This is a genomic window from Aliiglaciecola sp. CAU 1673 (assembly GCF_029223185.1).
Taxonomy (GTDB): domain Bacteria; phylum Pseudomonadota; class Gammaproteobacteria; order Enterobacterales; family Alteromonadaceae; genus Bowmanella.
Genome location: NZ_JARHUG010000003.1, coordinates 190,052 through 215,716, shown reverse-complemented (window position 1 = coordinate 215,716; position 25,665 = coordinate 190,052). Strand labels below are relative to the sequence as shown.

Here is a 25,665-nt window from a genome sequence, read left to right as displayed (position 1 = left end):
AGGGGCCGGCTTAGATTTCACACCTGTGCAATTAGCCGTGCACTCTAACAAATGCCATCTGCGCAGGGCATATGAAGTTTCGGCAAATCATCTTGCGGTGTCTGCAAAAGCTGTTGCAATAAGGTTTCCTGCAAATGCTTAGGGGCAGCCAAGTAGTCCACCGAGGTATCAATAGTGGCCACGGCTATCGCCGCGCTATCTTCATACCCCAGTCTCTGCAGATTTCTGGCAACGGCCATGGGATAGCCCGGGATAAAATCTACTCGCTCCAACATCAGCAGTTGCTCCAGCACATCCATGGACGAAGGAGCTACGGTAAAAATCCGTTTTTTGTCAAAACCAAAGCGCAGAAGAGCATTGCAATGGGCGGTGGCTAAGGTACAAGCCACCAAGCTTTTTCCTTGTATCCATTGTTCACGCGTTTGCGATGCCATTGGCGAGTCTGCGCGAACCATCAGCGCCATATCGCCGTCTTCAAAGACCGGCATAATCCAATAAAATCGCGATGCTCTTCTGGGAGTTTTCAGTAATTGGAAGATAAGACTGTGATCATCTTGTTGAACCTGTTCGATGGCTTTGGGCCAGTCTACAAAAACAAGCTCGTATTTCAGGCCACTGGCGTTAAGAAACATGTCGAGCTTGTCGAGAGCCGCGCGTGATAACTGACCTTGGGGACTTTGTATGACTTCTTTGGTTTCAGAATCCACATAGACATTCAACACTGGCAACTCAGAGGCGCACGTGTTGCTGGCGAAACTTGATGCCACCAGCAACAAAAACATCCATGACAGGAGCGCTTTTACCATCTTTCTTATTGTCGCCACAAAAGGGGGAATGCTGTGCACCAATATAGCGATACATCCGCTTAAAGTATGAACAGAACCAGCCTATCAGCCATACCTAATCCGGGCAATGCAATGATATAGATTATTACGCTTCGTGCGGCCTGAGACACATCGGCGGTCCCTGCCAGAGGGACCGGATGGAGGGGTTAATCGGCTCGGCTAACGGTCTCACTCGGCGCTGAATGATTCCCATGAAAGTCCACTGCCACAATATGATAGCTGACAGTTGCTGGCGGCCATGGGTCGACAAAACCTGGTTCGATGACATGGGTATAAGCCTGACCATTTCTGAAGATCAAGTACTTGGCGACACTGTTATCGTCGCTGGATGCTTGCCAGCTAAGTGACAAGCCGTACTCTCCTTCTTGGCTTAAGCTAAGCCCCTGAGGCACGCTGGGCGGCTGATGATCGCCTGCGTAGCTGCTTACCACGGCTTCGGCGACCAACTGATGGGAAAAATCATAAGCAGCCAAATGGATTTGGTGTTCAACCCTTTGCGCCAACCAGGACAGGCTGAAGCTATCTGCCTGACCATTCACAGCCGTTAACACCTGGCCATTAGCAGACAGTTTGTAATACTGCAGCGGTACTGAAGGGGGTGTCCAGTTTAAGTCGATACCCCAGTTTTGCGGGTTTGGGGTGGCACTCAAGTCACTCAGGGGGGCAGGAGATTCATCGGGTTCGCTGCCTTCAAATCCATAGTACTCAGCAACTACATCCCAGGCCAGGGTCTGCAATATTCTGGCCTGCTCTACAGGCATGTCCAAGAGCACATTGCCCCAAGCATCCAGCATTCTGGTGCTGGCACCCTCCGGTGACTGGCCGTATATCGCCGAATAAACCACTGCAGCCACAAAGTAATTGCCGGTGGCGTTCATATGGACGGCATCGGAGAAGAGGTCTGTGCGGTTTTCCAGGCCGGCAATCTGGCCTTGTTCTATCTGATGGATCAGTGTCTTTAGTGCCAAGTTAACCGGGATCACCTGGATATTTGCGTGCCGTCCGCGCTCCGCAGACAGGGCCTCGGCTTCGGCGGCGATCTCTTCGTATTCGGCCAATTCAGCGTTCACGGCGTCCAGCCATTCACCGTTGTGATAATAAAGCCCTTCCCAACTGGTAAACAAGAAACTGCGACCTTGTGGGTTTTTACTTAGCAACAGCTCGGTAAACTGCTCCAGGTATACTTGAGTGTGATTCCACACATGGTTGCTGTGAATGGAGTTGTTTGCATCTGTCACCACCAATACGTCGTAGGCATTCTCTCCCGAGACGCTTTCGATGGCGTCACAGGCAAAATCCTGTGGCGGCCATCGTCCCTGAAAGTCTTCACTGTGGCAGGTTTCCCAGTTGACGCGAAGCGGCGTGCCGTTATTCACCTGAACCGCTTTGTGTAGGCTGAGGCCCTGGCTTGTGGCCATTTGTGCCAGCATATGGGGCATTTCATAGTTAATAAGGCTGTGGCCGACGAATACGGCTTTGGCCTCCTCCACTGGTGCGGCGAAAGCACCAGTACTGCATACACCGGCAATCAAACCGGCCACAACATTTTGCATTGCCAAACGAACGGCTTTCTTCATCATTTTTTTCTTCCTCTACTACACAGAAGTGCACTGTCGCGTCTACGCAATAGGGATGCAATACAAAGGGGACGGGTTGCCTGTTCTTCGGTATCAAATGCCTGAATTATGCTATTGGTGAAGTCACCATTGGTGCCAATCCTGCCGCACGAAAGAGCTGCAAATGCACTTGGGTCAATGCCTGAATGTCCCGCTGATAGCCACCGCCGATTACCGCCACCACCGGCATTCCCTGCTGTTTACATGTGTTGAGCACCAGGCAGTCCCGGGTATATACACCTTGCGTGCTGATATGCAGATGGCCCAAGTCATCGTCAATATGCACATCCACACCGGCATCATAGATCACCGCATCAGGCTGATAGAGACGAAGCGCCAGACTCAGCGCACTGTCCAGCGTATCCAGATATTGTTCGTCTGCGGTGCCTTTAGGCAAAGCGAAATCCATATCCGATAGCTGCTTTCTGTGGGGGAAATTCTTTTCGCCATGCAGGGATAGGGTAATGATACGGCTATCGTCTTTGGCCAGATGGGCAGTGCCATCGCCCTGGTGCACATCACAATCCACTATCAGCACTCTGTCCACACCTGAAGTTTTCAGCATTTCCAGGGCCGCCAAATACAAATCATTGACCATACAAAAGCCAGCACCAAAATCGGCAAAGGCATGGTGATAGCCACCCGTCAGATTCAACGCCATACCATGTTTCATTGCCAATTGTGCCGCCAAAACCGTGCCGCCCGCGGCGGTCAGGGTGCGGCGGATAAGTTGTTCAGACCAGGGAAAGCCGATACGACGCATGGCCTTTTCATCCAAATCGCCGCGACAAAGCGCCTGGATATATGCAGGGCAGAACACCTCACAAAGCTTTGTTTCTTCCAGCGCCTGAGGAGTAAAAAAGTGTTGTGATGGGACCCCGAAACCCGCCAAGGCATCGCGAATAGCCTGATACTTTTCAATCGGAAAACGATGCCGGTAAGGCAAGTTCAGTTGGCTATAGATAGGATGGAAAACTAGGGGGACCAAATTCGGCTCCTGACAATGGAATAACACTAGTATTCCATTGTCAGGCGAACAGATCAGCTCTTCTGTGACTTTGTCTCTGGAGCCAATTCCACCAAGGTAAAGCGGCTGTTAGGCTCGCCTTTGACATACACACTGCACTGTCCCCAACTTTGCGGCACATCCCAAATAAGCTCTGCGATAGCTTTATAGCTACTATGTTGGCTATCACAACGCACTTCCAGGCCCACCAACTCACCCTCCACATCAATCAGGGTAAAGCGATTGCGACTCAGACCATGACTCCATAGGGCTCTCTCATCCACGGCACCCTCAACAGCAATGGGTGATTCGCTGGCAAGCAGTGCCGCCGCATTATCGGCATAGGGCTGAAGCTGCGCGATGACATCTTGGTGATTTGAATTGGTACGCAGTTTATTGAAGGTTTCAAGGGCTGCCGCCAACAGGTTGGCGCTGACTTCTAACTGAAAGCGTCTGGCTCTTAAAACAAAGAGTTGTTCATCGGTAAGCCTGTCTTCGTAAGCCAGTGCTCGCTTAAGACTTTGAAGCTCTTGTTCTGCGGCGCCTTTGGCCTGCTGATAAGCCGCCTTTACCATCCACAAAACGGCCCCCTCATTGAGGTTCCAGGACTCTTTATCTTCCAGCAGATCCAGCTGCACCTTAGCCGCATCCAACTCCCCAGCCTTAATCAAGGACTGGATAGATTCAACGCGGTTAGCAAAACGCCGGGTAACACCTTTGCTTGGCTTAGACATGGAGAAGTCGAACAGCACGCCATTTTTACATTGTTGCACCGGCTTGCCATCCAGTTGTGCCGGTTCGAAAGTCCACTTTTCTACAGCTTCTTTGGCTGCCTTCTCAAAGAGGCGCTGCCCTGAGGAGTCTTCTACCAGCACATTCTCCACTGTGCCTTGTGCAGAAACCACATAGCTTAACTGTACCCAGCCTTCCTGACCTTTACGGCCCAATTGTGTCGGATATTTGGGCACCACTCTGTCCACGACTTCGGCATTAATAATGCTATCCAGGTAAACAGGCTGTTCAGCGCAGACCGGCAAACTGATGGCGGAAATGACCAGGGTAAAAGTCCTTTTCAGCATTAAGAGCCCTTGTAACTTATTGATTGGAAATAACTTCCTTATCTTAAACCTAAAAATTGCAGGATGACAACACAAGCACGTGCCCAGCAACATTCAACCGCTTGCGAAAAAACGCTAAAATGACGCCTTTATCACGCAAAGATCGATTTATATGAGTCAACAATGGGTCATGGCCACCGGCAATGCCGGTAAAGTCAAAGAGCTGACCACCCTGCTCTCGCCACTGGGTATTGAAGTAGTGCCACAAACAGAACTGGGCGTTGGCGAGGTGGTGGAAACCGGCACCACTTTTGTGGAAAACGCCATTATAAAAGCCCGTCATGCTTCGCGTATCACCGGTCTGCCGGCCATTGCCGATGACTCCGGACTGGCGGTAGACGCCTTAGGCGGCGCCCCGGGGATTTATTCCGCCCGTTATGCCGGAGATAACGCCAACGATGAGCAGAATATCGATAAATTACTGTCTGCCATGCAGGCTACTCCAGAAGGGCAGCGAAGCGCTCGCTTTATCTGTGCTTTGGTGTTTATGCGCCATGCTGATGATCCGATACCGCTGATTTGCCAGGGACAGTGGCAGGGACAGATCGCTCTCACACGTCAAGGGGATGGCGGCTTTGGCTATGACCCGGTATTTTGGCCGGATAATCTTCACTGCAGTGCCGCCGAGTTACCCAAAGCGGTCAAAAATACTCTAAGTCACAGGGCTCAAGCCATGCAGCAACTGCTGAAACTATTGGATCACCACATTGCGTAACCCGCCGCTGTCTCTCTACATCCATATTCCCTGGTGTGTGCAAAAATGTCCTTATTGCGACTTTAACTCCCATGGCCAGAAAAGCGCCTTGCCAGAAGCGGAGTATGTGGCCCATTTGCTCGACGATTTGGCCGAAGACGCCAAGCTGGTGGGCAGCAGACCCGTAGACAGTATCTTCTTTGGTGGCGGCACCCCCAGCTTGTTTTCCGGTGACAGCATCGCCAGGATTCTGCAGGGCGTCAAACAACGGGTGAACCTGGCATCGGATGCCGAAATTACCCTCGAAGCCAATCCCGGCACCGTGGAATTGGCAAAATTCGGCGGCTTTAAAGCGGCTGGCGTTAATCGCATCTCCATCGGCGTACAAAGCTTTCAAGAGCAAAAGCTCAAAGCATTGGGCCGTATCCATGATGCACCACAAGCCGAAAAGGCAGCGTACTTTGCCCATGGCGTCGGCCTGAACAGCTTTAACCTGGATTTGATGCATGGCTTACCGGACCAAAGCTTGGACGATGCCCTCTACGATCTGCGTCAGGCCATCGCCCAGTCACCGCCGCATCTGTCCTGGTATCAGCTGACCATTGAGCCCAATACGCTGTTTGCTTCTAAGCCGCCGACATTACCCATGGATGAGGTGTTATGGGATATTCAGGAGCGTGGTCATGCCCTGCTCGCCGAAGCAGGCTATGTACAATACGAGACCTCTGCCTATAGCCGTCCCGGCCATCAGTGCCGACACAATCTCAACTATTGGCGTTTTGGCGACTATCTGGGTATCGGCTGTGGCGCCCACGGGAAAATCACCCAAGCCGATAAAGGCAAGATCCTGCGCACGGTTAAGGTCAAGCATCCCAAAGGCTACATGGATTTAAGCAAAGACTATCGCCAGGAAATCAAAGCCGTAGAGCAGGATGACCTGCCCTTTGAATTTTTTATGAACCGTTTTCGGCTACTCGAATCTTGCCCCAAAGACGACTATGAGGCACTCACAGGTTTGTCGCTGGACGCGTTTGCCGTGGCCGATAAATTGGATAAGGCCGTACAATTGGGACTGATATTGGAAGACCCACAGCATTGGCAGGTCAGTGAGCAGGGCAAACGCTATTTAAACAACCTACTGGAAACGCTGTTGTAACAGGACCAACCGGCTCAGGCTGCCTTGTGCCTGGGCGCCTTACCTGGTTATGTCAGCCTGATGGCAGTACGCAGAGGGAAATTTATGCAACAAGAAAAACTTGAACAACGCTTTTTTCTGCTGTCATTGGGGCTGGTTACTCTGTTGTTCGCTTATCTGCTGCAAAGCTTTTTCGGGGTCATCTTCTGGTCCTGCGTCATTGGCATCTTGTTTTATCCGCTGTTTGCCAAGCTCGAATCTGCCTTTGGTGGCAGGGCCAACCTCGCGGCGCTGACCACCTTGCTGCTGTGCTGCGTGATGGTGATAGTGCCGGCCTTGGTGATCCTCGCCTCTTTCTTTGCCGAGGGTGCCAGGCTGTATGAAAAGCTGGAAAGCGGCGAACTGGACCCGGGCCAGTACATCGAGCAATTCAAATTATCCTTTCCCATCATGCAAGATTTTTTCGCGCGCTTTGGTATCGATTTGGACAACCTGAAATCCAATGTCGCCCAAGGAGCCATCAGCGCCAGCCAGATGCTGGCAGAGAATGCCGTGCAACTTGGCCAGGGCACCATGACGCTGCTGTTACACCTTGGTGTGCTGCTGTATATCAGCTTTTTTATATTACGTGACGGCCCGCAGCTGATTGCCATACTGGTTAGCGCCCTGCCTCTGGGCGATGAAAGGGAGCATTTACTTTTTAGAAAGTTCTATGAAGTCACCCGCGCCACCATCAAAGGCAACCTGGTGGTCGCTGTGATGCAGGGGGCCATGGGTGGCCTGATATTCTGGCTGCTGGGCCTGCAGAGTCCGCTGCTATGGGCTGTGGTGATGACCCTGCTCTCGTTGGTGCCTGTGGTCGGCGCCGCGCTGATTTGGGCACCGGTGGCCTTGTACCTGCTGGTCTCGGGCAACTGGATCGACGGCCTTATCCTGATCGCCTTTGGCGCAGGGGTCATCGGCCTGGTCGACAATATTCTGCGGCCAGTGCTGGTGGGCCGGGATACGGCCCTCCCCGACTATCTGGTACTGCTTTCCACCTTGGGCGGTTTTGCCGTGTTCGGCATGAACGGCTTTGTGGTCGGACCGCTGATTGCGGCGCTTTTTCTGACCTTCTGGGATATCTTTATCCGTGAGTTCAATCCCCGCTTCGACCCTGGCGAAATAGACGCCAAGAAGGAGTTGCAACAGTGGCAGGAACAAGACCGCGAGCCAGAGAGCGATAAGTCCAAGACCGCGACAGGCGACCCGCTCAAATAAAACGCTGCAACTGGGCGTGTGTGCTGTCGGTTTCCTGTTTAAGGTCGCGAATATCCTGCTCGACATCCTGCATGTCGGTGCGAATTGCCGCCCCTAATTTAGAAATATGCTGCACCGACGCATGGGTGCTTTTATAGGTATTGCTTAAATCGTGCACCGCGCGGCCTATTAGCCTCAGGCGATCGCTGTTGCTGGCCAGCTCCTGCACCATGGCCTGGAACTGCTCACTGGTGGAATGAATATCAGACTGGGCTTTGCCGGCGACTTGCGTCAACTTCTGGGTTTCCTGCTGCGTGTCTTTGACCAGCCCTTCCATCTGGTTGATAAAATTGTTGATCTGACCGGTGGCCTCATTCACTTTAACCGACAAGGTGCGTACCTCATCAGCTACCACCGCAAAGCCGCGACCGGCCTCACCGGCACGGGCAGCCTCGATGGCCGCGTTAAGGGCCAGCAAGTTGGTTTGGTCAGAGAACTCCTGCACCATCTTTAAGATCTGACGAATACTGACCGCATTTTCCTTCAACCCCCCCACAGTGCTGTCAAATTCCTGCAGCAGCTTGTCGATATCACCCACATCATCAGCCAGTGCTATTAACCGCTGCCTGGAGTCATCGGCGGCATCGAGATTAGTGAGAGTGGCTTCAGCCACTGCGTCGGTCTGCTCGACAATATTGCCGATGGCATCGAAAACGCCCTGACTGGAGGCGCTGATCTCATCGGTGATCTTGTCCTGATTCTTGGCGTTTTGTGTACTGTTTGCGACTTTGGCTAAAACGGCCTGGTTTTTGTCGCTGGCCAGAGCGGCCTGTCCACTGATGTCATGCAGCAGTTTGGCAAGACCGGCCACAAAGTTGTTGTAGCCTTCTGATAGCTGACGAAATTCATCATAGGTAAAGGCCGGCAAGCGCCCGGTTAAATCCCCCTGATGATGATTGATGCTATCCAGGTTTTTGACCATTGCCTGCACGGGGCGCACAATTAGGAAAGTGAGATAAAACAGGGTAAATAGAAAAGCCAGCACGCTCAAAACCGCGATGCTGGTCAGCAGGCCGCTGCGGTCTCCCTGTTCGGGCCAGGCCAACCACAGCGCCACCACCTGGAAAAGATACAAAAAGCTGACATTACCAATGATTTTGCGGGTCAGCGTATAGAAAAAGGTCTTCTCGACAAAGTGATAGAGTTGCCCAAACATGGCGTTTCCTTATGTCTATGCCGGATAAAGGGACACAGTCTAGTCCAATGCATGGACTAAGATCCTGACATATATCATAGATTTGTGGAAAAGCGTTGCACTTATTTGCTGGCTTTGGCGTTACCGGTAACGATGAGATCATAGGGCTTCAACGCAGGTACCGTTGCGCGTAGCTCTTCCTCAATACGATCCAGGCGGGTCATTTCATTACAGAACCACTCTGCTTTTTTACGTAGGGTATTGGCCTGAGGAGCGATGCGCCGTTCTATTTCCGCACCCATGGTTTCAAGACGCCTGGACAACTCTTCCATGCGCTTCTCGATGCTGCTGTCCCCTTCGGAAGAGAGCCCGCCAATAGCGGAGAGGATCCCACCAATGGAGGTATTCAGCGCGCCTTCGATTTCGCGCTCAAGCTCGGGATCCATGATCTCATCCACATCTTCCAGACTGCGTGGACCGATATAGAAATTCTCGTTAGCACGGATAAATTTGCCCTTCACCTTCTCGCGCACACGCCATAGCGCCTTCTGCAACCGTTCATAGTTGTCGTTGTCACTGCCAATCAACCCCACATACACATGATCCACTGTGCTAATGGCTAGATCCACGCCTTCGCTGGCCAGAATGATCACCTTGGGGACCGCATAATGGATGCCGCTGGCAAGCTCATGCAGCAAGGCTTCTTGCTTTTCGTCCAATTCAATCCACTCGCCCCTGACAATCAGTTGCTTCGCATCGTTGATCTGATAATGGGTATGGGCATCCTCGGTGATACGGATATGACGTTTATTGACCACCAGGCCATACTGAAGATCCACTTCACATTTTAAGGCGGCCAAGGCTGGCACGCTCATCACAACCAACAACAGGGAAAGGGCGATACGCAACATAGTCAATCAGGTGTCCGAACCAGGAAAAAACCATCGAAATATAGTGTGCGCCTGCTCGGCCCGCACGCCAAGTGCAGACCGACCAGCCGAGCAAAAAACAGGTTCAACGCCGGGTGACCAACCGTACATAGGGAAACAGCGTCTTGGCCTTGAGGGCATTACTGCCGTTATAGAATGCCACGGTCCAGGCCCGCTGGGTATCCAGCATTGAGGGAGTGGCGCTCCAAAAATCATCGGAGGGAGTATTCGGGAAGATCTCCTCATTAATAGCAGGATGTACACATTGGCGTTCCACTAAGCTGGTCAGCTCCTTGACGTTAGGCACCCGCCAGCCCTTCAGTCCAGCAAATTCGAGACCATAGGCTGATTGTAGCGCTTGTTGCCAGTTGAGCTGCGAGGCCTCACCAACACATAGCTCGTTTTCACCGTCCCAACTCTGGCCAACACTGCAGCGCATCCAGGTGAGTCCGGTACTGGTATCGGTGACGGTGCCATCTTCATTGTCGACAAATACATCTGATTGAGTTGTCGCTGTCACTGTCGTCAAACAGGTTTGCGCGGTTGCCATAAAGCCAAGGCAGCCAAGCACCATCGCCCACATTAATTGAGAGAATCTCTTTTTCATCGCCCCGCCCTTACCAAGCGCACGGCCGCTGCCGAGGATTTATTCAGGAAATTGTCATTACCGCTGGAAAAATTAATCGCCCAGGCATTCTGCGCGGTGGTACTGGTGCCATCGACGCTAGAGCCGCTGGTCCAGAACCAGAACGGACCATTATTGGTAACATCCGGGAAATACTGGGTATCGATAAGCGGGATGGTACTTTTGCCATAGTGCACCAATGACAATAATTCCCGATGGGTCGGCAAACGCCAGTCATAAAACCCACATAAGCCGGCCGCATTGACCGCTGTCACATGGGCGCTGGTGTTGCATTGTGCCTGCGTACAACTGGTGCCAGCCCCATTTAACACCCCTGGATTGCCGCCGGTGTTAGTGCTTTGGTACCAGGAAAAGCGATGATCGATATCATGCACGCCGCCGCTGTCATCTTTTACCTCCCAGATAAGGCCGGTAAGGTTATCACGTACACAGCGCCAGGGCTGCGAGGTATCATCCTGCTCATCACCATTGGCATCGAGGCGGGTAAAATCGAACCCGCCTTCACCCCGTCCGGCTTTGGTCAGCAGCCCATGGGCCGCTGCCCTGTCACGTCCGCGATCGCCATCCTGTCCGGGGAAGGCAGCCAGAGCATTGTCCGACAAGCTGCTGTTGTCAGCCCGGCGCGTAACGCCAGTATCATTTAACCTTGCTTGCGGCATCGGACGGATAATCGCCCTGACACTGGCTTCTGAAATATGTCCCAGCGCATCTTTTACTTCCAGGGTAAAGGTGGCGGTATCGGTACTGCCGATTACCGGGGCCGCCGCAGAAGTAATCAGCGATGTGGGGCTTTGGATCGCCGGCGCCAGAGCCGAATCGTTGAGCCAACGGTAAGTCAGTGGCAGTGCTGCCGAATTGACTGTGGAGGCGGTGCCCGCCAGCAAAATGCTTTCGCCGCTAAATAAGCTTTGCTCGATACCGGCAGTGACTGCAGGTGGCGTATCTCCCACGGATAGCACCTGAATCTCGATACTCTCGCTGTCCTGCGCACCCTCCTGGTCGGTTACCGTTAAGGTAAAGCTGAGGGTCTGTCCGTCTTGTTCGATGGGCGTATTGATAGACAGGCTATCACCATCCAGACTGAGGCCCTCTACCACGCTAGTGCCTTGGGTCTGCTGCCAGCGCCAACTGGCGATGGGGGCTTTTCCGGTGGGCGGATCTGCATCAATACTGTCGGTGCCATCCAAGGTCACCCGGATCCCGGCGGGGTAGCGCCCGTCGGTCATTGGCGTGCCCTCAGTCACATTCAAAAAGGCGGTGGGCTGCGCATTAACCGGATTGACCGTGATTATGGTGTCATCGGTTCCGCTATTGCCCTGCCCGTCTGTCACCACCAGGGTAAAAACGTAGCTTAGCGGTACGCTGGTGGTCGGCGTCGTGAAGGTGGCGGTTGCTTCGCTTGTGCTTGCTTGGGTAAAACTGATGTTGGGACTGACGCTCCAACGATAGGTAAGTGTGTCGGTTTGACCACGCGCCTGCGCACTGAGGGTCACCAAGGTTTGTTCATCGACACTTTGATCTGCCCCGGCGGTCACCACCACTAGCAGGTTGTCATCGCCCTTGCCGTCAATAAAATCGTCACTGGAGCAGGCTTGCAGTAAACAGCTGGCCACTATCAAAAACAGGACTCTCACAGTCTCTCCAACAATGCTTTTCTTAGTTATCTTACTAACCGGGGGTTTTCTTTAACCCCGTTCGTGTATTTCGCTTAAGGTGACCTGCACCGATTCCAATTGTTTCTTGCCGGTGGCCACATCGGTCATGTCGTAAATCATCATGCAGATGTTATCCACCTTTCCGGTGGTGCTGGTCAGGGGAGAGAGAGTAATGTTCTGATACATAACATCTTCCGACCCGGTAATAGGGCGATAATTGGGAAAGCGCATCAGGTAAGGACGCTGCTCCCAGATCATAAAGGCGCGGTTACGCAGTTCAAAAACCGGCTTAGCTTTGTTCATAAACCAGGCTTTATCGATTTCATCAAAAAGTTCAAACAGCACTTTGTCCCTGACCTGGCTGGGTAGCAGTCCGGAGTGACTTTCCATAAAACCATTCCACAGCTTGACGCGAAAATCCTTATCCAGCACCACCAGCCCCACATCGACAGTTTGCAGCATGTCCATCATCCAGTGGAACTCAGGCATATCGTTAAACAGGTTATGTGCCATGTTATTCCTCCAACAGATGGGACAGCTTCTGATTCATCACTTTCATGGACTCCTCGGTCACCAGCAGCACCAGATCGCAATGCACACTGTAGCCTTCCAACCCGTAACTAAGCTCAATGGCCAGGGTGCGTCGCCAGCGGGTCTTGTTAGTGGAAATCAATTCAGTGATATTGCGGTGTTGCCCCAGCACCACAGGGTGTCCTTGGCTAAAGTGCAGGTCCAGCTGTTGGGCCAGTCCATTTAAGCAGGTACCAATAAGAATATTGGCAGCGTCCATCAACAATTCCAACTGAACGCGGTCATCCACCTCGCCTTTGATATTCATGATCTTGGCCACATCGGCAAAGCTGGAATCACTTAAAATAAATAAGGCCTCACCACATACCCCCGGCCCCACAAAGCCCTGGCAAATACCGGATACGGTGTCTTTATCCTCGATATCCTGCAGCATCATATGCAATTCTGCCGACTCGATAAGATTCACGTTGGGGATAGGCAGTTTGACAAACACATTAAGAATACGGGCCAGATGATCGCCCGCCTGCCCCATGGCGATATTGGTAATTTCCTGATAGCAGTCACGAATGGCCGGATCCAAGCGATCCAGTTGAGGCGCCGACTTGTCTTCTTGTGAGGCAATAATGCGGTGTTTAATCAATACCTGGTAGAACAGCTCAGGCTGGATCGGCTTTTCGATAAACTCCAGCGCTCCTAAGGTCTTCACGCGCTCATGGGCTTCAGGCTGAATATCCCCTGATATAACAATCACCTTGGTGGGCAACTTGGCGGCTTGAATGGCCTCAAGCACCTGATAGCCGTCCATTACCGGCATATTCAAATCCAGTAGCAACAGGTTACCTTTGCCTTCCTGCAACGCTGCCATACCCTCCTGGCCGTTTCGGGCAAAATGTACGGCAACCGGCCAATCCTCAGGCAGGCACTTGGCCACTTGCTTACGCGCCACCAGGGAATCATCACAGATCAACACTGAAAACATAATTTTTTATCCACCTGCATCGTTCACCAGAGGGCCAGAGCACACATGAAAACACCTAATTGATAGCAGCTAATCGACTGAGTTACCAAGGATTCTTCCTATAAGAATAATCAACTGGCGAATGATCCAACAAAGGGCCATTATCGGTACACTTAATTCGCGAATTAGCCATTAGCGGACAGAAAAATGATAACAAAAACAGCACTCGGCAAGACTTTGACTGCGGCCGGCTTGCTTGCCTTCAGTACACAATCCACGGCTACCGGCAGTGCCTTGGTCGCCACTGGCGGCATTACCAGTTTTGAAGGCACCGCCGGTGGCGGCATAACGCCATGGGCCTTGATAGCAGGTTATGGAAGTAGCGAAGAAGTCCAGGGTACCGCGGCGCTACAGATGCTGAATGTGGGCGACTATCAACTGCGCACTCTTGGCGCCGCCGTGGGCATCTATGACCGCGTCGAGCTATCTGTCCAGCGCCAGGACCTGAAGATTGGCGCCGGTATTGTCAGCAACGTGTTTAATCTGCTCACTGAAGGCGCGGTCAGTAATGCGCCGGGTACCAGTATCGGGCAGGATATCCTGGGTCTGAAAGTCAAACTGCTTGGCGATGCCGTATTTGAACAAGACAGTTGGCTTCCACAATTGTCTGCTGGCCTGCAATACAAGAAGAACCGCGACATGAACACAGACCTGCCCCTGGTCAATGGAGCGGTTCCTATTCCAGGTGTTGGCGTACCCGCCCTGCTTGGCGCCACAGAAGATGCTGGTACCGACCTGTACCTTTCTGCCACGAAGCTGTGGCTTGGCGGGGCGATGGGCAACAATCTGCTTTTGAACCTTACCGCCCGTATGACCAAAGCCAATACCTTCGGTTTACTGGGCTTTGAATCGGCCACTGATGATGGGTACGAACTGGAATGGGAAGGCTCGGCAGTCTTGCTTCCCTCCCCCTCCACCGCTGTGGGCGCAGAATGGCGCACGCAAAGCGACAGGTTGGGCGGACTGGCTGAAGAGGAAACGGTGACCGATTTCTTCATTGCCTATTTTCCCGATAAGCATTGGTCATTAACCGCAGCCTATGTGGATTTAGGCAGTCTGCCCTTTGAATCTAATGCCCACGGCTTCTACCTCTCTGTGACGGTGAACTTATGAAATTCCTGACCATACTGTTTTTAACCCTGGGTCTGGCAGCCTGCGCCAACTCGCCGAAGCAAAGTCTGTATGAAGAGATTGGCGGCACCAGCACTTTGGATAAAGTGTATGGCCTGGCCATCAACCGCATATACAACGATCCGCGCCTTGCACCCCATTTTGAAGGGGTACCAAAGAGCCATCTGAGAAAGATGCTGACCGAGCAAACTTGTGAGCTGATTGGCGGTCCCTGCACCTACAGCGGAAAATCTATGCAAGAGGCGCATCAGGAGCGCAACGTCACCCATGCCGAGTTCTATATACTGGTGGAACACGTACAACAGGCCATGCGTCTGATCGGCCTGACTTACGCTCAGGAAAACCGTCTGCTGGCGGCCCTGGCACCGTTGAAGAAAGATATTGTTTATCAGGGAGAATAACGCCCGTTAGACAAAGTGCTTGGTAGCAAAAAATAAAGTGGGGCCGAAGCCCCAAAGCAGGGAACAATACATGTGTTCAAATCCAGTAATGAATCCATGTATAGGTTGGTTCACTAGGCCAACGAGATCAGTGTATCCGCACAATGGCGTAAATTAATGGCGAAGTGACGAATTGTATTAAAGGCGGGGTGGATAGCCGAATTCCATGGATAAAGGGAATTTCAGGCACAAAAAAAGCCCCGCAGAGCCTTTTTGGTTAAGCACTATTAGATAGTACTTTCCTGGTGAACACGGATAAATAATTCCGGGTCGTCCACCTTGCTGTAATCCAGTTTGTACTCTTTGCCGTTAAGGGTTTGCACAAACAACAGCGTTTTCTCTTCACCAAAGAAATCACCCAAGGTGATATCGATAAGCTCCATATCCATCATTTTCGCATCGCGCTTATTGTCTGGAACAGGACCATCGTATTGTTTAATGCCTCTGTGCGTCACCAACACGGGCGGGTTATCGTCGCCGTTGATAAGTAAGAGGTCGTACTTTCTCAACTTGTGGATGATGGTGTTTCGACCACTCAGCAGATAGGGTTTTTCTGTCATACTGACTCCGCAACCAATTTGTTCAACATTGTTCTTGTTTTTTTGAAAAGATAACAGAGTTTTTACAGTCACGCGACCGTAAATTGTCAAAAATCAGGCTCTGTGGAGACGCTCTTCGTCCTGCCGTCAGGCCAATACTGATCAGGGCTTGGGTGGTCCATGCCGAGGATTGTTGAGAAAGGCTGGATCGGTCAAGCTATGCAAAAAGGCCAAAAGGTCCTGTTTTTGTGCATCAGTTATCTCAAAACCCTTAACAAACGGGCTTTTCAACGGGCTGTTTATGCCATTACCCCGTCCACCGGCAGCGTAGAAATCGATCACCTCTTCCAGGGTGGCGAGACTGCCGTCATGCATATAGGGCGCACTGACGGCGACATTGCGCAGGCTGGGGGCACGGAAATGGCCCATATCCCGCGATTGTTGGCTGATTTCAATCAGGCCCTGATCCGCTATGGGGAAAGCCCCCTGCCCATCTTCATTGTAGAGCCCGGTATTGTGAAAGGGGCGAAGGTCCAGCTGCTGGCGTTCATGCTTGCTGGACTGCGTGAAGTTAAATCCGCCATGACAGTGATGGCATTCCAGTTGCTCAGAGAAGAACAGTGCCAGCCCTTGTTGGGCAGAGTCGCTAAGTGCGCTGTCATCGCCGCCATAGGCGTAGTGATCAAAGGGGCTGTCGAAAGACAACAAGCTTCGCACAAAGCTCGCCAGGGCTTTGACCACCAATGAAAAACTCACCTCCTCACCGGGGAATGCCTCCTTAAAGAGGGCGTGGTATTGGGGCGTATCCAAACGGGCCAGCACCTCATTTTCATGGCCGCTGATGCCCATCTCCACCGGTTTTTCGCCGAACAGGGGGATCAGTAACTGCTGCTCGATATGGCTAAGGCCAGAATGCGCCCAGGTAAAGCTGCCGTTGTAGGCCACATTGACCAGCGATTGACTGTTGCGTCGGTGTGCCTCTCCCGTGCTGCCAATAGCAGTGACTTTAGGTTCGGCGAAAGCATATTGTTGTTGATGACAATCGGCGCAGGATTGACTGGCATTAGCGGACAAATTGCGGTCGTAGAAAAGATGACGTCCCAGCGTCACTTTTGCCTGTGACATCGGATTATCCTCAGGAACCAAAGGAGCCGGGAAACCCTCAGGCAGTTGCCATTGGTAGGGCTCTGGGGCCTTGGTACAGGCCGCCATTAACAGCAGGAGAAAAGAAGCTGTGAGAAAGCGAAATAGCCTAAACACGGCGAAAGAGGCCTAACGCCATTCGAAAACGGCGCCACCTAAATTCTCAAGCAGCCGGTCACAAGATGTCGTTTCACCGGGATGAAAAGTACAGCTGTTTTGCCGTGCGGGGGTGATACCCGCCATCAACCTGTCTAAATGCAGAACCAGGGTGGATGCTTGTCCTTTGGGACGTTTCAGTGACACCTCAAACAAATTGGGTGACTGGCATGGCTGCTCCGGAGGGCGCACTTTAGAGGCTGAATCACAGCCGGTGCTACCCAAATGAAAGGCCCAGCTGTCGGATACGGATTTGAGTTGCAGGCGCATAAATTTATGGCCTGTCTGCCAGGTCCAAAACATGCTGGACAGATTCAATGGTGAGGGCTGGCTTAAGGGATCTTGATGATTAGTGGTATAAGGCAAACCCAGAGAAAAGCTAAGCTGCTCAACCGCACTTAAATCCAGGCCTGGGTTTAGCTGCAAACGATGATGACCCATTTGCTCGCTGGCGTTGACACATTCGTTCCACTCCATCGAGATCAGGGCCGATTGCTCGGTTTGCCAGTTGTTCACCGCAAAAGGTAAGGGATTATTGTTCTGGTCACGCAAATCGCTGACATAGAATTTGACATGCTCCAGGTACCAGTTCCCGGCCATGGGCAACGCACTACCACAGGGGATGGGTTTACCGCCCATATACAACTCGACCTGCAGTTGGGGCTTTTGCGATAGAAAGCCGCAGCCCGCCAATACCAGTATTCCCCCCCATCCGACACAAAGCCGTACAAGGGATTTTGAGTAGACGCGCAATGCTGCTATGTTTGCCAGAGATTTTATTTTCATCAGCGCTTGGGAAGGCAAAAACGATGAGACAACTAATACCCTGTATCATGCTGGCGGTTACCCTGTTCAGTCAACCCGCCATCGCGCACGCAGAGAAGGGCAAGGACAGGTTTGTCGCCCCTGATGGGAACGATAGCGGAGCCTGTGACAACCGCCTGCGGCCCTGTGCTTCCATAGCCTTTGCAGCCAGGCAGTCCAACAAGGGTGACCGCATTCTGGTTGCAACAGGTAGTTACAATATTGATCAACAAAGTGATCTGTTTTACGTCCTCAGTGAACTGGTACCGGTTCTTGGCGGCTACAGCCGTATCGACTTATTCGCCAGCCAAAACCCTGATACCCATTTAACCTTCCTAAACGGCGTGCCCGAAGACTATGCCAAGCGAGTCAGTGAACAAGGCTTTGTGGCTATCCGCGACCAGCAACATAAAGCAGATGACCAGTTACAAGCCAAGCTGGCAGAGATAGCCGAGCTGAATCAGGCCCATAACCAGACTGCGTGTGTCGACGGCAAGGCCGGCAGTTATAGCTGCGACAAGGTATCGCTGGTCAGCCACATGCCGCTGTCGGCCTTTACCGGCAGCCCCAGCGCCGCCAATGACATTTGGGGCCATGTGGATTTGAATACCGGAATCGAATACGCCCTGATTGGCCTGCGTAACGGCCTGTCCGTGGTTAGTCTGGAAGATCCACAAAACCCATTGGAAATTTCCCATATTGCCGGGCAAAGCACCACCTGGCGCGATGTTAAGGTGTACCAATTCTATGATGAACAAAACCGTGTCTGGCGCGCCTATGCTTATGCCACCGCCGACAGCACCTCGGAAGGCCTGACCATAGTCGATCTTTCAGGCTTACCTGGCCAGGCGACCTTGGTGCAAAAGCAGAAGCTGCATGGTAGTGCCCATAACGTGTATATCAGTAATGTGGATTACAGCCTGAATATTGCCCTGGACGGCGCCACACCTCAGGTACAGATCAGCGGCGCCAATGTGCAGCGAGGCGCCATGCATGGCTTTAGTCTTGGCGATCCAACCCAACTCAAAGAAGCCTATCGGGCCCCCAGCGGCCTGTCCGGAGACTACAGCCATGATGCTTCTTCGGTCCTTATCACCGACGCGCGCAAGGACAGCCAATGTGGCCCTGCGGCCGCCAACGGTTGCACGGTGTTGATGGACTTTAACGAAAGGGAATTTCGCCTGTATGACGGCTCGGCGCTGAATCAGATTACCGAGATTGGCCGAGCCACCTACCCGCAAGCAAGCTATGTGCACTCCGGATGGTGGAGCGAAGATAAGCGCTATGTGCTGGTGCATGATGAACTGGATGAACGTAATCTGAGCCTGAATACCACGGTTCGCATTTTCGATATTTCCGATCTGCGCACACCGCTGTTGGCCGCCACCTGGACCGGCCCCACCGCCGCTATCGATCACAACGGCTTTGTGCGCGGCAATCGCTACTATATGTCTAATTACGAGCGCGGTCTGACCATTCTGGATATTGGCGATCCCTTAAATCCGAAGCAGGCCGGTTTCTTTGATACCTTCCCAAGCTCAGACAACAATGGCTTTTTAGGTGCCTGGGGAGTATATCCCTTCCTGCCAAGCGGCTTGATTCTGGTCAGCGATATTAATAGCGGTCTGTATGTACTGCGTGATGAGACGCCTGCTGATGTGGGACTGGTCTCCTTTACCCAATCCGCCGCAGTTGCTGATGAAGGCGATACCCTGAGCCTGGATATTCAATTAAACCGAAGCACCTCCGGGCAGGTAGATGTGGCCTATGAAACCCTGCCCGGCTCTGCCCAGCAGTCTGACTTTACCCCACAAAGCGGCATGCTGAGTTGGTCGGGCAATGATGCACAAAGCCAAACCTTAACCCTGGCAATAGCCCAGGACACAGCGGATGAAGAGCCCACAGAAAGTTTCTTTGTGCGCCTTTATAACCCCAGCACAGGCGCCAGCCTGACCCACCCCAGCCTGGTAAGAGTGGATATCCCCGGCGCCATACAAAGCGGCAGTGTGCGACTCACCCAAGAGCTGCTGCAGGTAAGGGAAAACCAAGGCCAAGCAGACATTGCAGTGCAACGCATTGGCGGCAGCGAATCGACTATTTCTATTGATTATGAGCTTATCCAGGGCAGCGCCGTGGCGGGAGAAGACTATGAGGCCATGACTGGTACCTTAACCTGGGAGGATGGCGATAACGCGGACAAAACCCTCACCTTAAGAGTGATCAACGACAACAGCCAGGAGCCCCAGGAATTTATGACCCTGAGCCTCACCGCTGTAGGCGATGCACGCCTCGGTACCCCGGCCACCACCCTTATTCAAATACTGGACGATGAATCCAATCAGCCACCCACAGTGGATGCCGGCACCGACCAACAGGTAAATACCCGCGCTGCGGTCAGCCTCAGTGGCAGCGCCACCGATCCTGACGATGAAAGCCTCACCTATTTGTGGCAGCAAACCGGCGGCAGCAGCGTCAGCCTGACCAATAGCCAAACCAGCAGCGCCAGCTTTACTGCGCCAACTCAGGATGCCACCCTCACTTTCAGCCTGATAGTAACAGACAGCTTTGGCGCCAGCGGCACCGACGAAGTAAAAATAACCGTGGTCGCCCCGGCCACTGTCACGCCAACGCCAACACCCACCAATCCAGGCACCAGCTCAGGCGGCGGCGCACCATTGTGGCTGCTAATCGGCGGCGCACTGATGTGTGCTTTAAGGCAAGTAAGGCGTGAAGCGTGAAGAAAAATCCTGTCATTCCCTAATGTTGTAATAGGGAACATCCCCACATGTGGTTAGTGTAAAAAAAAGCGGTCATGCCCGAATGCCGTAATCGGGCATCCTTCCTTAGCCCGTCATTCCCGAATGTAGTAATCGGGAACATGCCCGAAGTAGTAATCGGGCATCCATCCTTATCCTGTCTAATGCTGACTAAAAATCAACCGCTTACATCCCCCACCCCAGCCAAATGGATGACAGCAAAATAAAACTTGCTTATACTGCGCTCCGCTTTGATAGTCGCTCCCCGGCGACAAGTACAAGTCAAAGCGCAACAAATTTCAGAAAATGGCCCTATAGCTCAGTTGGTTAGAGCACCCGACTCATAATCGGTAGGTCCCTGGTTCAAGTCCAGGTGGGGCCACCATTTCACAGACTCTACCGCGATAGTAACCACCAACCTAATTTAGTCTGTGTTACCTCTTTGCCACTTTTTAACAGTACACTTTGTACCTTCTACCCAGATTTAACACCATGACAATGTTGAGCTTTCCAATTAACTCAAGCCAATGAAGATCGCACAATAAAACGCTGCACTGCCGACCCCATCTTTAAGGCCCTCAAGCACCTGTCCAGTTACAAAGGCATTGCGGCCTTAGATAAACCATTTCGCCAGTTCCCGGTTTCCTCTGGCTGGCCCTGCCTGCCTGGGGATCCTTGCGTTTTATCTCGTCCCTGCCCTCGACACTGTCGATAAAATAGGTCTTGGCAGAACAGCCTTCGCTGCACAAGGCGTTGGGCTGCATCACATAATCCGGATATTGCTGGCGTGCCCTCCTTGACCAGTGGCAGTGCCATTTTCGTGAAGGCGCCAATGGGGGCAACGGTAAAGCCTGGCCGTGGCTTTACTTGGTGCGGCTGCAATTGCCTGGAAGCGCATTGCGGCTTAGCGGCCGCTTGGCGCAAAAAAACCGGACTGTCCTGTCTGACAAGCTACGCTGTATAAGGACCACTTGGTCTGTCCATTATCTTGGATGGATTCAAGGTACGAAGTGCAAAGGATAAATCTGACAGGGTGAAATCAGTATGTTTATTGGGCATGGTAGCTATGCGGTGGAGCATGATCAGAGCATCATCGTCTTTGTGGCGCAAGGGGCCTGGAATTTGGAGGCGTCCAAGAGCGCTATCGAGCTTATCTCTCTTTATGTTGACGCGATGTCGGCAACAAACTTTGCCATCATCGCCAACACCCGGCAGGTAGAAGGGATCACGCCGGACAGCTTTAAAGTCTGGCTGTCAGCGGTAAGAAAATGGCTGCATCAGGGCCACACTACCCTGGCCAGGGTCGATGAGCCGCGCTCGGCTTACTATAAAATTTTTCTGTCAAAGTTTGATGAATTCGCCAGAGCACACCAGCAATTTCAGTTGCTGGACTCTATGGATGAAGCATTTTCATGGCTTCATCAGTTGGGCTTTAAGGGCTTTGAGAACGGCCTGCCAGCGCTTAAATTCTTTGATGGATTGGATATCAATAAGGGGCGGGCAACCTCTTTTTCCAACCAACGCCGTTAGCATGTGACAACCATTGCGGGCCAGGATAAGAAACGGCGCAAAACCATTAAGTCCGGCTAGCCGGACGAGAATCTGGAAACGGAGGAAGTGTTGAAACAAGCGAAAGACAACGGCATCTTCACAGAAGAGGAAGCTGATAAGCTCGCTAAAGCGTGCAACGCCGTCGATGACTGCCATACCGGTAGACCACTTCTGTCCAAACGAACTTTCGCCACATGAATGTTAGCTCTGCCAAGCGCTTTGATGATGCCTCGCGCTGTGCCGAAGCGATTGTCCAGCGTGTGGGCAAACGCATTGTCCTTGGCCTGCCGCTGGGGCTTGGCAAGGGCAACCTGTTGGCAAATGCGCTGTATCAGTACGTCAAAGACAGGCCCGAGCTGTCTTTACATATCGTCACGGCCCTGACACTGGAAGCCCCCAGCGCCAACAATCTCCTGGCACAACGTTTTCTGGAACCGCTACTGAAAGAACAGTACGGCGACTATCCGGGCCTGGACTTTGCCCATGACCGGCGCCAGGGAAAATTGCCGCAAAACATACGCGTGAGCGAATTTTTTCTACAGCCCGGTGCGTTCATTGGCGATGCGCGCGCCCAGCAGGATTATGTCAGCAGCAATTACACCCATGTGGTGCGTGATTTACTCGATGCCGGCATCAATGTCGTTATCCAGATGGTAGCGCCCGATTCAAAGGACCAGGCTCGGCTGAGCTTAAGTTGCAACCCTGATATCACTCTCGATCTGTTAGCGGCGCTTAAGCCCGCACAGCGCAAGCAATTTTTGCTGGCCGGCGAAATCAACCCGTCGCTGCCATTTATGCCCCATGACGCGGTGCTGCCTGACGAGCAATTCGATGTGCTGTTAACGGCAAAGCCCTATGCACTATTTCCTGTGCCATTGGCACCGGTTGATGAGGCCCATTACGCCATGGCACTGCATGTGGCGAGTCTGATCAAGGATGGCGGCACCCTGCAAATTGGCATCGGTTCGCTCGGTGATGCCATCAGCCATATGCTGATTCTCCGTCAGCAATTCAACCCTATCTATCAGTCACTACTGTCAAAACTCTTGCCAGAGGCGCAACAATCCCTCAGAAGCATGATACCGGTGCAGCGCCATGCTTTTGCCGAGGGGCTTTACGGTGCCAGTGAAATGGTGGTTGAAGGTTTTTTGCATTTGCATGAGCACGGCGTGCTGCGTCGTAAGGTCTACGATGACAGGGCCTTGCAACAATTGCTCAATGAAAAGCTTATCAGCGAACCGGTTACCCTGGCGGCGCTGGATGCACTGCAAAAAGTGAAGCGGATTAACGAACCGCTGCTGCAAGCCGACTGGCAGTTTTTGCAGCACTACGGATTAGTGGCCCAGAACATCTGCTATGCCGATGGTGATTTGCAGTTTGCCGATGGCAGCCGTTCACCTGCATCACTGCAACACCCCGGCACTCGCCAGAAGCTTGAGCAGCAAGGTCTGGGTCAAACCCTTCGGGGCGGCATCTATCTACATGGCGCATTTTTTCTTGGTTCCGCTCGTTTTTATCAGCAATTACGGGACTTACCGGAAGCAGAGCGCACTGGCATCAACATGACCGGCATTTCGTTTATCAATGAACTGTTCGGCGACACCAGATTAAAAAAGTTACAGCGACGCGACGCCTGTTTTGTTAATTCGGCCATGATGGCGACCCTCAATGGCGCGGTGATTTCTGATGGCCTTGCCAATGGCATTGTCGTCAGTGGCGTCGGTGGTCAATACAATTTCGTTGCCCAGGCCCATGCACTCAAAGGCGCTCGCTCGATCCTTTGCCTGCCGAGCACGCGCCGTCAAAGCGGCGAGATCCTCTCCAATATCGTCTGGCAGTATGAGCATCAGACCATTCCGCGTCATTTGCGCGATATCGTGGTGACGGAATATGGCGCGGCGATTTTGCGTGGCAAAACCGATCGCGATGTCATCGTCGCGATGTTAGCCATTACCGATTCACAATTTCAGCCGGAATTGTTGGCTAAGGCCAAGGCGGCCGGCAAGATTGAGCAGGACTATCAGATCCCACCCGCGTTTCGAAACAATACCGCCGCTTCGCTCAAGCAAAAATTTGCCGATGCCGGCGCCCTTGAGCATCTGCCGTATTACCCGCTCGGTACCACATTCAGCGATGAGGTGGCACTATTGGCATCATCGCTTCAGTACCTCAAAGAGCGTGGTGGTAACCGCCGTATCTTGCTCGCCTTGTTATGGCAGGGTCTGCGGGGAGGGCAGAAATTACGGGATCGTTTTTGCAACCATTTGGCCCGGATGCAGTTACTCGAGTGCAAGAGTTGGTCTGAGCGCATCAACCGCTGGGTGTTGCTTGGCGCGCTGGAGAGCGACCGTGATGTGCGCCGGCCACTACGGGCAAAAGCGCCAACTGATGCCTCGACCAACGAAGGGACCACGCAATGAATGAGTCAGTGAAAATAGAATCCCGATCCGTCAACTAATCGATCAGCACCTTAACTACAATCTTACAAGGATGTGCAATGAATACTCAGAACGAATTGTCGGCCGGCTCAGACAAAAGCAGTTTGATGGAGAAGCTGTCACAGCTTGCGACCCGCTTGTACAACTCCCTGCCAAAACAGGTAAAGCGGTTTATATACGATCTCACCTTTGCTTCACTTCGCCAGAATGACCCCCGGCCGAACAAATTAAAGTGGCTGACACTGTTAGATATCGGAGAATCGCAAAAAAACGGTGGGTACTACACAAATGCCAAAGAGGTAACAGCTGGCTCTGAAAAGGCACCCACAAAGCCAGACGAAATTAGGCGCTTGAAGAAAAATCAGGCGATTTTTCAGTTCCAAGGCGTTTGGGTGGGAGGCCTTAACGGTGCCTTGTTTATGGCCCTGGCAACCTACGGCCTTGCCGATTGGCCCTTGCTCACGCTGTCCGCTGATGTTGATCTGCCTTTTACTATGCAGAAAATACAGCCTTACCTTTTTTGGGTGTGGTGCCTTGGGTATTTCAGCACGTCAATTTACCTCAATACCCGTGATTTACAGTGGCAAGAACTGGGATTCAGCGATCTTCTATGGGATATATTAATTACCTTAGGAGCCGCTTTTGTCCTTATACAATTTGCTTTCGTGCCAATGCCAGACAATAGCATTGCTCTGGCGTTTTCAAGCGATTGGCAAATGAGCCAAAGTCTGTCTCAAGCAGTGCTGCATATGAATCTGTTCTTTGTGGCGGTGGGACTGACCAGTTACTTGTGTTATTCAGTACTGGGCACAGACAACGCTCAGGGTAGCGGGCGATGCAGGATGTACCTGGCTGTTCTGGGGGGATTGGGCTGGGCAAATATCGGCTTGGGATATGCCTCATCTTGGTTTCAGAGTCTGTTATTTGTTTTACATGGCTACTTGTTATACCGCTACATGCAAAAAGGGATCTATGAAGGGACCCCTGCTTCATCAGGTGTGGCAGCACCATAGCTACGAGCGTATCAAGTGGTCCTTGTGCATTGACACGCCGCCCTGCATCAAAGCGTTGTAACCACGG

At 52.4% G+C, this 25,665-nt stretch carries 22 protein-coding genes and 1 tRNA gene; 10 read left to right on the top strand and 13 right to left on the bottom strand.

Annotated elements, in window-relative coordinates:
* Positions 1–44 precede the first annotated feature (44 nt).
* The 4 genes from P2G88_RS04240 to P2G88_RS04225 all read right to left on the bottom strand — a co-directional run bounded on the left by P2G88_RS04240 (position 45) and on the right by P2G88_RS04225 (position 4,546).
* Positions 45–806 carry a hypothetical protein gene (locus P2G88_RS04240; protein WP_275794451.1) on the bottom strand — a complete coding sequence of 254 codons (762 nt, stop codon included), beginning with the start codon at positions 804–806 and terminating at the stop codon, positions 45–47.
* A 185-nt stretch (positions 807–991) separates the two neighbouring features.
* Entirely contained in the window at positions 992–2,425 is a 1,434-nt protein-coding gene (locus tag P2G88_RS04235; protein WP_275794450.1) for a hypothetical protein, read from the bottom strand.
* A gap of 103 nt (positions 2,426–2,528) precedes the next feature.
* Positions 2,529–3,449, bottom strand: coding sequence for a histone deacetylase (locus P2G88_RS04230; RefSeq protein ID WP_275794449.1), 921 nt, complete (start codon positions 3,447–3,449; stop codon positions 2,529–2,531).
* A 53-nt stretch (positions 3,450–3,502) separates the two neighbouring features.
* On the bottom strand, positions 3,503–4,546 hold the full coding sequence (locus P2G88_RS04225; protein ID WP_275794448.1) for an energy transducer TonB: 1,044 nt from the start codon (positions 4,544–4,546) through the stop codon (positions 3,503–3,505).
* 151 nt (positions 4,547–4,697) lie between these two features.
* Between P2G88_RS04225 and rdgB the strand changes: the two genes are divergently transcribed.
* The 3 genes from rdgB (at position 4,698) to P2G88_RS04210 (ending at position 7,674) form a co-directional block, all read left to right on the top strand.
* Complete coding sequence (gene rdgB / locus P2G88_RS04220; RefSeq protein WP_275794447.1) at positions 4,698–5,300, top strand: RdgB/HAM1 family non-canonical purine NTP pyrophosphatase; 603 nt, start codon at positions 4,698–4,700, stop codon at positions 5,298–5,300.
* Entirely contained in the window at positions 5,293–6,435 is a 1,143-nt protein-coding gene (hemW, locus tag P2G88_RS04215; protein ID WP_275794446.1) for a radical SAM family heme chaperone HemW, read from the top strand. The genes rdgB and hemW overlap by 8 nt, the downstream gene beginning before the upstream one ends.
* Positions 6,436–6,519: 84 nt before the next feature.
* Complete coding sequence (locus P2G88_RS04210) at positions 6,520–7,674, top strand: AI-2E family transporter (protein ID WP_275794445.1); 1,155 nt, start codon at positions 6,520–6,522, stop codon at positions 7,672–7,674.
* Here P2G88_RS04210 and P2G88_RS04205 read toward each other — a convergent pair.
* From P2G88_RS04205 to P2G88_RS04180, 6 genes are all read right to left on the bottom strand, one after another.
* On the bottom strand, positions 7,667–8,869 hold the full coding sequence (locus tag P2G88_RS04205) for a methyl-accepting chemotaxis protein (RefSeq protein ID WP_275794444.1): 1,203 nt from the start codon (positions 8,867–8,869) through the stop codon (positions 7,667–7,669). The genes P2G88_RS04210 and P2G88_RS04205 overlap by 8 nt on opposite strands.
* A gap of 101 nt (positions 8,870–8,970) precedes the next feature.
* Positions 8,971–9,759, bottom strand: a complete 789-nt coding sequence (locus P2G88_RS04200; RefSeq protein WP_275794524.1) for a YggN family protein — start codon at positions 9,757–9,759, stop codon at positions 8,971–8,973.
* 103 nt (positions 9,760–9,862) lie between these two features.
* On the bottom strand, positions 9,863–10,384 hold the full coding sequence (locus tag P2G88_RS04195; protein ID WP_275794443.1) for a DUF1566 domain-containing protein: 522 nt from the start codon (positions 10,382–10,384) through the stop codon (positions 9,863–9,865).
* Positions 10,381–12,057: a DUF1566 domain-containing protein gene (locus P2G88_RS04190; protein WP_275794441.1), complete on the bottom strand. Its 1,677-nt coding sequence runs from the start codon at positions 12,055–12,057 to the stop codon at positions 10,381–10,383. The genes P2G88_RS04195 and P2G88_RS04190 overlap by 4 nt, the downstream gene beginning before the upstream one ends.
* Before the next feature lie 51 nt (positions 12,058–12,108).
* Positions 12,109–12,591 (bottom strand): PAS domain-containing protein, encoded by a 483-nt coding sequence (locus P2G88_RS04185; RefSeq protein ID WP_275794440.1) that lies wholly within the window; start codon positions 12,589–12,591, stop codon positions 12,109–12,111.
* Position 12,592: 1 nt separating this feature from the next.
* Positions 12,593–13,588, bottom strand: coding sequence for a response regulator (locus P2G88_RS04180; RefSeq protein WP_275794439.1), 996 nt, complete (start codon positions 13,586–13,588; stop codon positions 12,593–12,595).
* Positions 13,589–13,774: 186 nt separating this feature from the next.
* On the opposite strand from P2G88_RS04180, the gene P2G88_RS04175 reads away from it, so the two are divergent.
* Together P2G88_RS04175 and P2G88_RS04170 are read left to right on the top strand one after the other, a co-directional pair.
* A complete protein-coding gene (locus P2G88_RS04175; protein ID WP_275794438.1) occupies positions 13,775–14,740 on the top strand; it encodes a DUF3034 family protein in 966 nt (321 codons plus the stop codon).
* Positions 14,737–15,159, top strand: coding sequence for a group 1 truncated hemoglobin (locus tag P2G88_RS04170; RefSeq protein ID WP_275794437.1), 423 nt, complete (start codon positions 14,737–14,739; stop codon positions 15,157–15,159). The genes P2G88_RS04175 and P2G88_RS04170 overlap by 4 nt, the downstream gene beginning before the upstream one ends.
* 266 nt (positions 15,160–15,425) lie before the next feature.
* On the opposite strand, the gene P2G88_RS04165 is transcribed toward P2G88_RS04170, so the two are convergent.
* From P2G88_RS04165 to P2G88_RS04155, 3 genes are all read right to left on the bottom strand, one after another.
* Positions 15,426–15,758 carry a hypothetical protein gene (locus tag P2G88_RS04165; RefSeq protein ID WP_275794436.1) on the bottom strand — a complete coding sequence of 111 codons (333 nt, stop codon included), beginning with the start codon at positions 15,756–15,758 and terminating at the stop codon, positions 15,426–15,428.
* A 141-nt stretch (positions 15,759–15,899) separates the two neighbouring features.
* On the bottom strand, positions 15,900–16,949 hold the full coding sequence (locus P2G88_RS04160) for a methanobactin export MATE transporter MbnM (protein WP_275794523.1): 1,050 nt from the start codon (positions 16,947–16,949) through the stop codon (positions 15,900–15,902).
* Positions 16,950–17,009: 60 nt separating this feature from the next.
* Positions 17,010–17,822: an MbnP family copper-binding protein gene (locus tag P2G88_RS04155; RefSeq protein WP_275794435.1), complete on the bottom strand. Its 813-nt coding sequence runs from the start codon at positions 17,820–17,822 to the stop codon at positions 17,010–17,012.
* 23 nt (positions 17,823–17,845) lie between these two features.
* On the opposite strand from P2G88_RS04155, the gene P2G88_RS04150 reads away from it, so the two are divergent.
* The 5 genes from P2G88_RS04150 (at position 17,846) to P2G88_RS04130 (ending at position 25,598) form a co-directional block, all read left to right on the top strand.
* Complete coding sequence (locus P2G88_RS04150; RefSeq protein WP_275794434.1) at positions 17,846–20,578, top strand: choice-of-anchor B family protein; 2,733 nt, start codon at positions 17,846–17,848, stop codon at positions 20,576–20,578.
* 326 nt (positions 20,579–20,904) lie between these two features.
* A tRNA-Ile gene (locus tag P2G88_RS04145) sits at positions 20,905–20,981 on the top strand.
* A gap of 659 nt (positions 20,982–21,640) precedes the next feature.
* Complete coding sequence (locus P2G88_RS04140) at positions 21,641–22,126, top strand: hypothetical protein (protein ID WP_275794433.1); 486 nt, start codon at positions 21,641–21,643, stop codon at positions 22,124–22,126.
* A gap of 215 nt (positions 22,127–22,341) precedes the next feature.
* Complete coding sequence (locus P2G88_RS04135; RefSeq protein WP_275794431.1) at positions 22,342–24,567, top strand: acetyl-CoA hydrolase/transferase C-terminal domain-containing protein; 2,226 nt, start codon at positions 22,342–22,344, stop codon at positions 24,565–24,567.
* A 77-nt stretch (positions 24,568–24,644) separates the two neighbouring features.
* A complete protein-coding gene (locus P2G88_RS04130) occupies positions 24,645–25,598 on the top strand; it encodes a hypothetical protein (RefSeq protein WP_275794430.1) in 954 nt (317 codons plus the stop codon).
* Positions 25,599–25,665: the final 67 nt, after the last annotated feature.